The following is a 12,686-nucleotide window of genomic DNA, read 5'->3' as shown; positions in this document are numbered from 1 at the left end:
TATATCGACGTTTACGACTCTGAGATTGACGGCGATGGAGGACAACGCCATGCGCAAACTCAATCAACTCGTCGCGGTCGCCTCAGTAGCGATCGCGACCGCAACGCTTGCCGCGACCGCCACCGCGCAACCCTTCGGACCTGGAGGTGCGGGATCGGGACGCGACATGATGGGACCCGGCATGATGATGGGGCCGGGATTCATGGGCCGAGGAGGCTTCGCGGGCACCTGCAGCCCCGCGGCTGCCGGCTTTCTCGGATGGCGCATCGATCGGATCGAGCAGGTCATCAAGCCGACAGAAGCTCAGCGCGCCAAATTTGATGACTTGAAGGCAGCATCGGACAAAGCCTCTGAAGCTCTCCGTGTGGCTTGTCCAACCGAGGTACCAACCACCGCGATCGGCCGAATGGAATTCATGGAGAAGCGCATGGAAGCCATGCTGCAGTCCGTCAAGACCATGCGCCCCGCGTTCGAGGCCTTCTACGCGACGCTCAGCGACGAGCAGAAGGCTCGACTGGATTCGCCCTCCGAACGCGGCCGCTTCTGGCGAGACCTTTGGTGAGGCGCCAATCGGGCTGAGACGATGCGCGTGCCGATTCGCCCAGGCAGCGATCCGATTCATGCTGGTGACGAGGAGGAATTGCAAGATGGCCTACTATTTCAGCAAGACCCTTCTGGTTGGCTTCGACGAAGCCTCTCGGCGCGCTACGGAAGCGCTCAAGCAGGGCGGCTTCGGCATCATCACGGAAATCGACGTCAAGCGAACGTTCAAGGAAAAGCTTGGAACCGATTTTCGAAACTATTGTATCCTCGGAGCATGTAATCCGAAGCTCGCTTACGAGGTCCTGAAACTTGAGGACAAGGTCGGCACGATGCTGCCGTGTAATGTCGTGGTGCAGGAGATCGCTCAAGATCGCACCGAGATCGCGGCCATTGATCCCGTCGCATCGATGCAAGCAATCGATAATCCCGAACTCAAAGCATCAGCCCAGCACGTCCAGACGCTGCTACGGAAGGTCATCGAGAGTTTGTAGGAAGCCCTCCCAAGCCGTTGGAAGGCTTGACCTGCTTCAAGCGTAAAAAGCCGTCACCTGATCTGCTCCTTCCATGTATATAGATCGTTCCTTGAAATCGGCTTGGGCGACGTCGGCCTGGTCGACGGCAAGACTGCTTCGCTGGGCGAACTTTACTCCGCCCTCACCTCACAAGGGATTTCGGTCCCCGTATTGTCCAGGCGGCAGCAGCCTTCGTTATGGTCCAGGGCGCCTGCAGCTGGTTTACGGACAACTATCCGGGACTGGCGGAATGGGCCGCTCCGGCCAACCTCGTCGCTTCTTCTTGCGCTGGATAAGCTCGTTCGATGCGGAGAGGACGACGAACCGGCGCGTATTCGCGGTTGATTGCCACGAACCGAAAGGCGTAGCAGGTGGAAGACGAACTGCTTTCGAAACTGGAGCAACGTTTGGGGCGGATAGTCGCCCGGCAGCGGCTCGGCATCGAAAACGATCATGAAGCGCAGATCTTCGGCCAGGGCCTCAACTTCTTTCATATCGAGAACTGGTATTCCGTTCATTCATTGATACGAAATGTTCTGAAGCTGTCGGGGCTTTACTGGCGCGGGCGCCGAAACGCCGAGCGCGTTACCGTGAAGTACAACAGTATCAAATGCATAAATTTGCCGAACCTGTTCGACGGCTTCACGATTCTTCACATCAGCGATACCCACGTCGATATGAGCCAGCGTGCCATGCGGCGTCTGGTGAAGCTAGTCTCAAGCCTGGACTATGATTTGTGCGTCCTAACCGGCGACTATCGTGGCAAGACCTTCGGACCGTTCGACGCCGCGCTGGAAGGCATGGCACGGGTAATAGCCCACCTGAAGCAACCCGTTCTCGGCGTGCTCGGCAATCACGACACCATCAGGATGCTCCCCGGTCTGGAGGCGATGGGCATACGCATGCTCCAGAACGAATGCGCGACGATCACGCGCGGCGATCAGGAGATATTCGTCGCAGGCGTCGATGACGCGCACTATTTCAGGGTCGACAACATCGAGAAGGTCGGGTCAGATGTCCCCGACGGCGCCTTCTCGATCCTGCTGTCTCACACACCGGAAATCTACCGACAAGCGGCGCATGCCGGCTTTGATGTGCTACTGAGCGGACATACGCACGGAGGACAGATCTGCCTTCCCGGTTCGATCCCCATTACGCTCGACTCCGTGCTGCCACGTCGGTTGGGAGCCGGCGCCTGGCGCTATCACGATATGGCCGGCTATACGTCCGTGGGTGCGGGATCGAGCGTTGTGGCCGTCCGCTTCAACTGCCCGCCGGAAATTACGCTGCATCGATTGTGCCGGCCCGCCGACCGTTTCAATATGGCTGATCCCTAACACGCAACGTGTACAGCACCCGCGAGATCGCGAGCTCGCCTAAAAAGAACATCAAAACAACCACGAAGATGTCGGCGAAGCTCAGCCCAAGGCTCTCCCGGCAAACCAAGAGTGGAAACAGCGATTCCGGAACCTGGTCCAAACCCAGCGCCTGGCTATTTGGCGGCATGTTCATACGCCGCTTCAAGAAGCTGGAAAACAAGTCTCCCGCCATCGCTACGATGGCCATGAGAGCTCCCAATTCGTAACCCAGTCCAACAAAGATGCCGCCAACCGTGGTCACGACGATCGAGGCAACGATGCCGCGGACGGTCTTCGAGCCGCCGAATATCGGTCGGCCATCGAAGAGCAGAAACCCTCCATCCACAGAGAACGCGAAGCTAGAGCCGAACAGCTTCTTGGCCACAACCGGCGACCCGTTTGCGAGTGTCAAAAGAAAAAGCGAATATAAGATTGGCATCGCGGCCATCAAGCATCTCGAAGTATAAGCAAGCAGACAGGTCGGCAGGTCGCAAGCCGCGTCAATCCTTGGAGCGAGGTAGCATCCGAGTGAGAGTGCGGTCCTGGAATACCCAATGATGAATGAGCGCGGCTATAGCGTGGAAGCCTGCGATGACCACCAGCGCATGCGCAAGAACTTCGTGCATTTCTTTCACATTATGGGCAAAGGCCGCATCCTTGAGCCACGGTGACGGAATGGCGGCAAGACCGAACAAGGGTAATGCATCCCCTCGCGCGAACTGAAGCACAATGCCGGCGACGGGCACTGCGACGAGCAACGCGTAAAGAGTATAGTGCGCGATCGCGGCGGCAGGATCGCCCCACTTCCCGAGCCATGTCCCGAATTCGGTCGCTTCCGATCCAGGAGGTGGATTGATCGACCGCCAGATCAGGCGAGCCACAAGCAGGACGAGAATTGCGATTCCGGCGGCAACATGGACGGCAAGGCCGATCTGACGGAATTCGCCCTTCGGCAGATCATCGCCAAAAATGCCCAGCATCCAAGCAACAATGACAAGAACAACGGTCGCCCAGTGCAGGGTCTGCGCAATAGCGCCGTAGTCCTTGTCTGAATTGAGTAGCTGCATATCAAAGCCTCCCAATCACAATAAACTAAACGCGGGCCAATTCGTTGACGTGAATCAAGCAGGTCGAGCGCAGGCCTCACCGATCGGCACACCCTTAAAAAACGCCGCCTGCTTATCGTCGCAGGCGGCTGCATTTTGAAGGCGAGATCAGCTCTTTGGCCGCCGCCCGGCCCTAAGCGGACGCGGCGGCAGATCTCCCTTCCCAGGAACAACAAAGAGATCAGGAATAGACGCCTTCAGCGCGATCGCCAGCTTCTCAAGAACTGCCACCGATGGGTTTTCGAGCCCGCGCTCAAGGCGGCTGACATAAGTTCTGTCTATCCCCGCGTCGACCGCAAGGGCCTCCTGCGAAAGTCCCTGGCCGACGCGCAATCGCCGGATATTTCTCGCAACCAAGGCTTGCGCTTTCATGCGCGCAAGCGACCATTCGTAGGTCTATCAAACCACGGACAATAGTGCTACTAATTATCCATCCTTTCCTAAGCGGAAGGACCAACAAGTGATGCGACCCGGATCCGAGCGGCTCCCGGGTAAGGCGAAGCATCTACACGACCGTGCAGCGGGCGAACGTATCTGACGGCAGCGAGGAAGCTCAAAAGAAACCTGCCTGGCTCCTTTACGGACAGCAGGAAAGACCGCAGCGGCGCGGACCGGCATTTCGAGAGAGATTCAAGTGTCGAAACAGAATGCCAAACCTTTTGCTCTTATCGACAAACCATCGTCCCTGATGCCGGCTGATCTCGAAGCTTTCGTTGAATTCCCTGGGCACCAGAGCTTTGAGTGCGCGAGCGACGCGCTCCGCTTCGGATACCGATCCAAGCAAACCGGCGAAGTCTTCGCTGTGCTTCAATTCCCGGTTTCAACGGTCACCCGGCTCGTTCCATGGCGGACTTTAGTTCGAATGACGATCGACGGAAAGGTCGTCGTTGAGACTGAGATGTCAAACGATCATAGCGCGCTCGGCTGCAGTTCTGAGGGAGTTCACTTGGTCCAGTTAATTGAAGAAACCTTGCACATTGACAACCTGCGCATGGAGGAGGCTAGCCCGCGCGAACTGAACAGCTTGCTCCAACAACTCGAGACTTCCATGCAGCGGGTAAAGGCCGCCCTCGCTGCCATGCGCGTTCAAGGGCTCACGACGTAGACCTCGGGATCGGAGGAAGACGATCCCGGCTCACAAGTTTCCCAGCACCCGGTAGCGGCGGAGTGGCGATATGCCCGTCCGTGAACTGCGCATCACCGCTTTGCGCTGCACAGCTCATTGAGGTGCAAATTGCTCCGGCTGCGATCCTCTGCGCTTGCGAGCGGCCTTGATCCCGCGTCTAAGTCCGGACCGCGAGATGGAAGGTCTGTGCCCAACCGTGTCCGCATACCGCCGGCGATGTAGTCACGGGCAAGCACGCGGTCATGCCCGCATCGTCCCTGCGGTGGAGCATAGCTTGGCTGTGCGGTCTCGACCGGTGTTGAAGTGATCAGCTACTGGCTAGCCGAGCCTGTTGGCGAGGTCCTGCTCCGCTTGCCTCATCCGGTCGCGGAGAAGGGCTTCGGGTCGGAGAACTTTCCGCGCCATCCTCAGGCACCACCATAATCCAGAAATGGTGGTCGCCTTTCGCGACGTTCGGTGAAGAGCTTGCCTCTGGCACGGTCCCGGCCTCACAGAGTTCGTCTGGCTCTCGTGACACCGTCGCACTGCATAGCTCAGACGCGCGCGGATGGAACCGGCGCCACCCGCCTTGATGCGCACAAGGCGCGCTTAGTTCACAACCCGGCGCTCACCTCTGGTACTCCCCCCGCCCGGCAAGCACCGCAGTTTGTGCATATCCGCGGCCAATCCAGTCGCCTGGGACGGCGCCCGATAAGCCGTTGCGGCAGCCTTCACCGCGGCGTGCCGAATTCGCCGAAGATATCCAGTCGCCTTCCAGGCTCTGCGGTCCCGATCCAACCGAGCTTCGCTTCGAACTAGTCGTCGTCGACGCCGTGCACGTGGGCTTCTCGACTGAGAAGACCGCGAATATGTAAAGCCAATGAACTATTGCCCAGTCGCTGACGTAATCGGCGAACAAGAGCATTTCCTTAGGTCCCCACTGGCGCCATCTAGATCCCGGTTGGTGACATCGCGGCCTGCGCTATCTCCAAATCTTGGATGTGCAGACAACCACTTAGCCGCTCTTCGGCGCCATTGCTTTTATCTTGCCATCGCTCGCCCTCCTCGTAAGCGTCCGGTCGTCGCACGTCTTTCGAGTATGCCTCGTCGTTCCATATTGGATTTTCCTGCAGCATGGAGAATCTCGTGGGGCGGAAACAATATGAGAACAGAGCGCGCCGAACCTGGTGGTCGGTGCACATCGAGGCGTGGCAAAAGAGTGGTCTCAGCAGGCGCAGTTACTGCCGTCAGCATCGCCTTGACCAGGGCAGTTTTGCGCGCTGGCTGAACGTCCTGTCCGACGCGGAAGCCATTAGAGTACAAGCCGAATTGAAGCGTGAGGAGCGCCGTTTGCGGCCTCTCAAGCTGTCCAGCGACGCGCGCAGCCGTGCCGTCCAAGCGTTCTGGGCGATGCATGTTGAGGCGATGACATGGTCCGGAATGAGCGTGCGGGCGTACGCCAAGGCCCATGGAATATCGCGTTTTGGCCTGCAGCGGTGGCGCGATCTGATCGATGCCAACGAGGTCAAAATCGACTGGCGAGCGCAGCTTCACCCCAGTGCCCGCGCGCAAATAAGCACTAGTGCTAGCAGCGCTGCTAAGGAGTTCACCATCGAAAGCAGCTTGACAGAGGCGTCCGGCGTCGATCCATCGGAAGACGGACGCGCCAACCGACGTCGCTTCAGCGACGAGGAGAAACTTGCGATCCTACGCGAAGCCGAGACTCCAGGTGCCAGGGCCGCCGAGGTCTGCCGGCGCCACGGGATCGTCACCAGCATGCTGTTCCGGTGGCGCGTTCAGTTCGGATTTGGCCGACGCGCGCGGGGGGAATTGGCCCGGGTCGAGGTCGCAAACACAGGGGTGGACGCTCCTTCGCCCCTCGTTCTGCATGATCTGTTGCAGCCACCGGATGGCATGGTGACGGTCGAACTGCCCGACGGACGGCGCGTCTTCGCACCCGCTGATGCTGATCCGGACGTCGTCCGGCGACACGTCGCCGACCGGGAGATCGCATCATGATGATCGTTCCCGCGGGCGTGAAGGTGCACCTGGCTCTGGGCTACACCGACATGAGAAAGGGGCTCGACGGGCTCGCAATCATCGTCCAGGAAACATTGAAGAGGGACCCGTTCTCCGGCCACCTATTTGCCTTCCGAGGCAAGCGGGCCAGCATGCTGAAGATCCTGTTCTGGGACGGCAACGGGCTTTGTCTGTTCACCAAAAAGCTCGATCAGGGCGGCTTCATCTGGCCCAGAATGAGCGATCCAGGCGGCACGGTCACGTTGTCGCCGGCGCAACTGGCAATGCTGATCGAAGGCATCGACTGGCGCACACCGGAGCGTCGTTGGCGACCGGCAATCGCGGGCTGAGAGCGCCAAAACCCCTTATAATATAGCGAATCCGCTTCATCGAATCGGCGTATCCGAGTAGAATCGGATATGCAGCTTGACCTCAACAATCTGCCGTCTGACCCAGCGCTTTTGCACCGCCTGGTGCGCGACATCGCCTCGTTGATCGAGCATCGAAACAGTGAGATCGAGCGCCTTCGTCTGATCATCAAGCAGCTTCAGCGCGCGCAATATGGGCGTCGTTCCGAGCGTCTCGACACCGACCAGTTCGCGCTGGGACTTGAAGATCTCGACACCGATGTTGCGGTTGCCGAGACCAATCCAGACGCGTTTGAAGCAGCTGCGCCGTCTCCAACCGCGCCGCCGAAACGCAAATCATTACCCGATCATCTGCCACGCGAAGAGGTCGTTCTCGGCACCGGTAGCGAGGCTTGCGCGTGCTGTGGCGGCGCCCTGCATGCCATCGGCGAGAGCGTCAGCGAGATGCTGGATTGGGTGCCGGCCGAGATGCGCGTGGTTCGTATCCGCCGCCCGAAATTTGCCTGCCGAGCGTGTGGAACCATCACTCAAGCCCCTGCTCCCGAGCGACCCATCGCGGGCGGATTGGCCACGCCGGCCCTACTCGCTCAGGTGCTGGTGAGCAAGTATTGTGACCACACGCCGCTATATCGCCAGGCGCAGATTTTTGCGCGTCACGGTGTCGACCTGGAGCGCTCGACACTCGCTGGCTGGGTCGGCGGCGCCTGCTGGTGGTTCGAGGCTTTGCACGAACGGCTATGCAAAAACGTGTTCGCTTCCGACCATCTCTTTGCTGATGACACGCCTATCCCGGTGCTGGATCCAGGCCGAGGACGGACGAAAACAGGGCGCTTGTGGGTCTATGCCCGCGATCCGCGCGGCTGGGGTGGACCGGCGCCGCCGGCAGCAGTTTACCTGTTCGAGCCGGATCGAAAAGCCGAGCGACCCGCCTCGCATCTCGAGCATTTTAGGGGCGTCCTGCACGTCGATGGCTATGCCGGCTTCGAGCGGCTGACCGCTAACGGTGACATCATTCTTGCCGCCTGTTGGGCCCATACAAGGCGCAAGTTTTACGAAATTGCAGAGGCCGACGGTGCGCCGTTGGCGCTGGAAGCCCTGCGTCGGATCGGCGAAATCTACGCCGTCGAGAGCAGAATCCGCGGTCAATCGCCAGCGCATCGACTGGCCGCACGGCGCTCATTATCGAGGTCGCTCGTCGATAACTTCCGGCTCTGGATCGAGACGCAGCTGCCCCTGTTACCCGGTCGCGCCAAGCTCGCCGAGGCGATGCGTTACGCGCTCTCTCGCGATGGGATGGGCTGACGCGCTTCCTGCATGACGGCCGCGTCGAGCTCGACACAAATCCGGTCGAACGCGCGATCCGTCCCGTAGCGCTGGGGCGTAAAAACCACCTCTTTGCCGGCAGCGACGGCGGCGGAAAGCGCTGGGCGGTGCTCTGTTCGCTGATCGAATCCTGCAAATTGAACGGCGTCGAGCCCTACACTTATCTTCGCGATGTGCTCACGCGGATGGTCGATGGACACCCCGTCAACCGCCTCGACGAGTTGCTACCGTGGGCCTGGAAAGTCGAAAATCCTGTCAAGGGATGAGCGCAGGTGCAAGCTCCGGACGCTTACCCCTCCTCTTTGTTGCTCGCTAGCCCTTCTTCATCTTGCCGCAGTCGCATCTGCCGATCTAAGCGACACGCAAAAAAATCGACCGCTCGGCACGTGTCATGGCCATCAATTGTAGCCTCTCGGCGGCCTATAGAGCGGCCCAAACTCTAGTGGCAATGGAGCGATCTTCGGCATCGGAATGAAGAGAAAAGCCGTCGAGCGACCTTCAACTCCGGGCAAAATTCTACTCCGCGCAAGAGCCGCTGCGGCTTCACAGTTGACGAGCGAACCCCACTGCTTGCGCGCTTGCGATAGCGATCGTGACCCGAAGGGCCGAGACACCCCTGGGGTGGCTCGGTGAGGAGCGAAGCGACGAGTAGAGCGCGGGCCGAAGGCATCGCCCATATGCCAACAGCACGCGATTATAACACTCCTCCGCGAACTCTTGCCCGCGTGAGCGAGGGTCCTTTCAACACAGAACTAAGTCCCTTTTGTCTGCAAAAGAGAGCGATCTCTGGTGCAGAAAATACCAGCTGTGGCACGCCGAACGCACCAGCTTAAGCAAGGGATCTGAGGCAGAACGCTAAAAGCTCGGCCGCTCGGCACACGTCCAAGCCATCAATTCCAATCTTTCGGCTGTCCAAAGATTGGCATAAATTCCAATCGCGCCGGAGCGATTTTCTGCATCGAAACGAACAGAAAAAGCCATCGAACGACTTCAGCTCGAGGCAGAATTCCGCTCCGTGCGAGTGCATTTCTTGGATCATGATGAGATGTTTCGCAGGCAGTTCGGTCGCCGCTCGCTCTTCGACGTGCCCCAGTTGGAAGCGCTCTTACACTGGTCTGCGATCCTCAAAACCTTGTAGCCGCGACATAAGAATGGGCTCCCGCGCGATGCGCGGGAGCCCAGCTTTTCGACCTAATCGACAGGATTCCAGATCAGGAAAAAGCTGCCGTCACCGTAAAGGCCAGCCGTTCGACCAAGGTTGGCACAGAGCTTACGGCCTCCGAGGCCAGGTGCTGCAAATGACAAGCTGAGGTAGTCCGCTCCGCGGCCCTCGCAGGTCAAAATCCGGCCGGATCCGACCTCAAGCCCGTGGGTGAAGATGCGGAAGTCCGGTGATGTATCGCCGGACTTGTCGCGGTTGACCGGACTGACGGAGATGAACGTGGCAGCCAGAGCCCGCCACGGCATCGGAAAGCGGCGGGATCGATCAAGTAAAGCGACGTCCAGACATCAAATTCAAAGACGATGTGCCGGACAAATCAAAGCGTACTGGCGGCATTTTCGCATGAGGAAGCGACGGCGCCGGCCAGGATTGTGCGCACGATTGCGCGTCGGATACGCGAGGTCCAGACACGATCAGAACCCCGATTTGATAGCTCGCCGCGGCCAAAAGGAAGGCTGGCGCAGCCTCACTGGCCGCTACGAATGGCGCAGATCGGAGGGATCGTGGCCCCCGTTTGGAGACGGGCTAACGGGCGTTATCGCCGCTTCACCTCAACTGAACCGGCCGCGCACCGACACGAGCGCGGCCGGAATTTGATGAGCGCCGGCGCCGCTCCTGCGACGCCGGCTCACTTCTACTCAGCCGCTTGCGAGCAGAAATCAGCTCCCTGCGCTCCGTCTGGCGCACGAGCCTGCACCTCCGTCTTGGCCGTGCGGAGCACGGCGGGCAACCAGTCGGTTGGCGCCAACAGCTGCTCGGCAGCAGCGGCCATCTCGACCTTTTTCATGCTCGACAAGCGTTCGGCGGCCTCACCGCTGACGGCTTCGCGGACGGCTTCAAGGATGACCGCCTTGGTGACGCGGCCGAGATAGCTTTGCACTGTCGACCTCCAATATCCGGTCATGTCGAGGGCCACAGCTCCAGCCAAACAGTTGGCCGCCACCAACGCGCGCGGCCGGAGGTCAAAGGGCAATTTGACGGCATTGACTGTCAATGCCGTGCAATGCGCGAACAACGCCATGCGGCTGTCGTGATCGAGTTCGGCCACGAAGTCCCACAGCGCAGCGACGTCACGAGGCATCTGCCTCGCCCAATTGGCATGGCGATCCGACCACGCTTTGCCGGCCGGGATGTCCTCGATTCCGGCCGCATGCGCGGCCAAATCCGTCTTCACCGGTTGAATGCCGACCACATGGGAATTGGCCCCGACATAGAAGATTTGCGCGGCGAGCGCGTGGGTGGCGGCCACGATGGCGACGTCTGGCTGTTCACTCAGATTGAGACGCAGCCCCAAAGTGCGATGCGCGGTGAGGTCACGAACGAGCGTGTCGGACAACCGTTGCTCCTCGTCTTCCTCTTCATTCTCTTCGTCCTCTCCTTCGTCATCGCGCGTGGCTTGATCGCCCTTTTCGGCCTCCTCATCCGGCGCCTTGCCGTCGCCGTCCGTCCCGGTTTCGGTATCGGATTTGTCGTCCTCGGGGCGGATAAAACCGCGCTCGACCCCTGATGGTGCCGTCGTAATTGAGGATGACGAAAGCACCGCCCCGAGCGATGTCATTGGGATCGTAGGCCTGCCTTTTGCTTCCAGCTGCTCGATTTTGGTCTCCAGTTCACCGAACCGGGCATCGACCTCATCAGACAGTTCTTCGACCGTTTGATGCTGTTCGGTCAGTTGGTCGAACTCGCCTTGAGCCACATCAAGAGCGGCCTGATCTTCAACCGAAAGCTCGACAGGGTGCGGGTAGGCGCGGCGCATGCCGTGGGCATGGGGGAAGTCCAAACGAGGTTCAGTCCACCTCCACCCCTCGGCCGCCCGTAAGGCATCCGCCTCGCGGCCAAGCCGGGCCGTCACCAGCAAATCGAGTAGTACCACGTCTTCGAGATAGCCGCCGCGATCCTCAGTGAAGAGGTCGCGCAGGATCGTACCGCCCGCATCGATATAGGCCTCGAGCCCGACAAAGCGGGCGCGGCGATCGGTTGCAGCGACATGGGTTTCGGTCAGGAGGCGGAGGATAGTGCTTGCATCGCGGTCGTAGGACAGGCGCTCATAGACGCTCTCTTGCCGGGCCTGATCGTCGGTGATGGCAAAGGCCATCAATTGCTCAAGGGTCAGACCGCCATCGCGATACAGCTGGATCAATTTGGGGGAAACTGCCCCCAACCGGAGGCGTTGCCGCACCACATGCGGCGTCACCCCGAAGCGCGCGGCGATCTCCTCCGCACCAAAGCCACGCTCGTCCGCAAGCTTCCGGAACGCCTCGAACTGGTCGGCGGGATGCATGTTTTCCCGGGTGACGTTCTCGTCCAGGCTGATTTCGTGGGGGTCATTCGCGGTGTCGATGATGCAGCGGATCGGCTCGGTCTTCTTGATCTCCTTCCGCTTCACTCGCAGCAGTTGGGCAAGCCGCCTGCCCTCCCCGATGGTCACTAGATAGAAACCGGTAGCGGCTCCCTTTCCATCCAACTCCGGCTCGACCACCAGATTTTGGAGGATGCCCTTGGCGGCAATACTCGCCGCATACCCCTCGATCGCCGCCTCGCTATGCGGCGTCTTGCGCGCATTGTTCGGAGACTTCTTCAGCTTGTTGAGCGGAATAAAGGTCTCCGTCCCGCTCGCAGAAACGATTTCAACTTGCGTTGCCGACATGATCATTCTTCCTTTTGCTTCCATGGGTGCAAGGCGCACCACGCGCCTGCACCCCTGCCCGTCGGCGAGACCGGGGGTAGCAAGCGCCGGGGCGACCCGAGCGGAGGGGTATCTCCCGCCCGATAGGGGCCGCTCGAAGAGCGGGTCTGCACAAGCGTGTGTGCATGCAGTCCAAAGTCGACAGGAGGAGCAAAGCGCGGAAGACCGGGGAGACCGCTTGGGTCGGCGCCGGCGCAGCCGGCGCTTCACCCTGGCGCGCGCGAGGGGCGGAGCCCCATAGATCTCGAACGTTGGAATGTTGGACAAGTCAGCGCAGGTGAGAACACAAGCAAGAGTGAGAAAATCAAAAGAGGCACCCGCAGGAGGGTCAGCATAGCGCCGACGCGGAACGCGGCGGGACCCGGGACCGAGTGCAGTCGCGAGACCGGTTAACAAGGCACCCGCGCGACGGGCAGTGATAGCGGTGCCGCGAAGCGGCAGCCC

At 60.1% G+C, this 12,686-nt stretch carries 11 protein-coding genes and 2 pseudogenes; 7 read left to right on the top strand and 6 right to left on the bottom strand.

The genetic code is table 11. From position 1 onward, the window contains the following. Positions 1-34: 34 nt before the first annotated feature. The 3 genes from ABIB99_RS41305 to ABIB99_RS41295 all read left to right on the top strand — a co-directional run bounded on the left by ABIB99_RS41305 (position 35) and on the right by ABIB99_RS41295 (position 2,392). Positions 35-562, top strand: a complete 528-nt coding sequence (locus ABIB99_RS41305) for a Spy/CpxP family protein refolding chaperone (protein WP_354181510.1) — start codon at positions 35-37, stop codon at positions 560-562. 85 nt (positions 563-647) lie between these two features. Further along, positions 648-1,034: a DUF302 domain-containing protein gene (locus ABIB99_RS41300; RefSeq protein WP_354181508.1), complete on the top strand. Its 387-nt coding sequence runs from the start codon at positions 648-650 to the stop codon at positions 1,032-1,034. Between the two features lie 392 nt (positions 1,035-1,426). Beyond that, positions 1,427-2,392, top strand: coding sequence for a metallophosphoesterase (locus ABIB99_RS41295; protein WP_354181506.1), 966 nt, complete (start codon positions 1,427-1,429; stop codon positions 2,390-2,392). Here ABIB99_RS41295 and ABIB99_RS41290 read toward each other — a convergent pair. From ABIB99_RS41290 to ABIB99_RS41280, 3 genes are all read right to left on the bottom strand, one after another. After that, positions 2,373-2,861: a CDP-archaeol synthase gene (locus ABIB99_RS41290; RefSeq protein ID WP_354181504.1), complete on the bottom strand. Its 489-nt coding sequence runs from the start codon at positions 2,859-2,861 to the stop codon at positions 2,373-2,375. The two genes, ABIB99_RS41295 and ABIB99_RS41290, sit on opposite strands and share 20 nt — an antisense overlap. Before the next feature lie 52 nt (positions 2,862-2,913). Then, positions 2,914-3,480 carry a cytochrome b gene (locus ABIB99_RS41285; protein ID WP_354181502.1) on the bottom strand — a complete coding sequence of 189 codons (567 nt, stop codon included), beginning with the start codon at positions 3,478-3,480 and terminating at the stop codon, positions 2,914-2,916. A 147-nt stretch (positions 3,481-3,627) separates the two neighbouring features. Continuing rightward, positions 3,628-3,891 (bottom strand): helix-turn-helix domain-containing protein, encoded by a 264-nt coding sequence (locus ABIB99_RS41280; RefSeq protein WP_212305282.1) that lies wholly within the window; start codon positions 3,889-3,891, stop codon positions 3,628-3,630. A 262-nt stretch (positions 3,892-4,153) separates the two neighbouring features. Here ABIB99_RS41280 and ABIB99_RS41275 point away from each other — a divergent pair, with 262 nt between their 5' ends. Continuing rightward, positions 4,154-4,624 carry a hypothetical protein gene (locus tag ABIB99_RS41275; protein WP_354181500.1) on the top strand — a complete coding sequence of 157 codons (471 nt, stop codon included), beginning with the start codon at positions 4,154-4,156 and terminating at the stop codon, positions 4,622-4,624. 950 nt (positions 4,625-5,574) lie between these two features. On the opposite strand, the gene ABIB99_RS41270 is transcribed toward ABIB99_RS41275, so the two are convergent. Next, complete coding sequence (locus tag ABIB99_RS41270; RefSeq protein ID WP_354181498.1) at positions 5,575-5,760, bottom strand: hypothetical protein; 186 nt, start codon at positions 5,758-5,760, stop codon at positions 5,575-5,577. Between ABIB99_RS41270 and tnpA the strand changes: the two genes are divergently transcribed. From tnpA to tnpC, 3 genes and pseudogenes are all read left to right on the top strand, one after another. Further along, on the top strand, positions 5,759-6,643 hold the full coding sequence (gene tnpA / locus ABIB99_RS41265) for an IS66 family insertion sequence element accessory protein TnpA (protein WP_354181496.1): 885 nt from the start codon (positions 5,759-5,761) through the stop codon (positions 6,641-6,643). The two genes, ABIB99_RS41270 and tnpA, sit on opposite strands and share 2 nt — an antisense overlap. Then, complete coding sequence (gene tnpB, locus ABIB99_RS41260) at positions 6,640-6,993, top strand: IS66 family insertion sequence element accessory protein TnpB (protein ID WP_354181494.1); 354 nt, start codon at positions 6,640-6,642, stop codon at positions 6,991-6,993. Before tnpA ends, tnpB begins: the two co-directional genes overlap by 4 nt. Before the next feature lie 69 nt (positions 6,994-7,062). Then, a pseudogene (gene tnpC / locus ABIB99_RS41255) lies at positions 7,063-8,600 on the top strand (IS66 family transposase). A 925-nt stretch (positions 8,601-9,525) separates the two neighbouring features. Here the strand turns inward: tnpC and ABIB99_RS41250 are convergent. Both ABIB99_RS41250 and ABIB99_RS41245 read right to left on the bottom strand, forming a co-directional pair. Beyond that, complete coding sequence (locus ABIB99_RS41250) at positions 9,526-9,801, bottom strand: DUF736 family protein (RefSeq protein ID WP_354181492.1); 276 nt, start codon at positions 9,799-9,801, stop codon at positions 9,526-9,528. Positions 9,802-10,190: 389 nt separating this feature from the next. Next, positions 10,191-12,203 (bottom strand): annotated as a pseudogene (locus ABIB99_RS41245) (ParB/RepB/Spo0J family partition protein). Between the last annotated feature and the right edge of the window lie 483 nt (positions 12,204-12,686).

This window comes from Bradyrhizobium sp. LA6.1, from assembly GCF_040547805.1.
GTDB lineage: Bacteria > Pseudomonadota > Alphaproteobacteria > Rhizobiales > Xanthobacteraceae > Bradyrhizobium > Bradyrhizobium barranii.
Note: the sequence above shows the minus strand (reverse complement) of the source record. Positions and strands in the feature narration are given on the sequence as shown.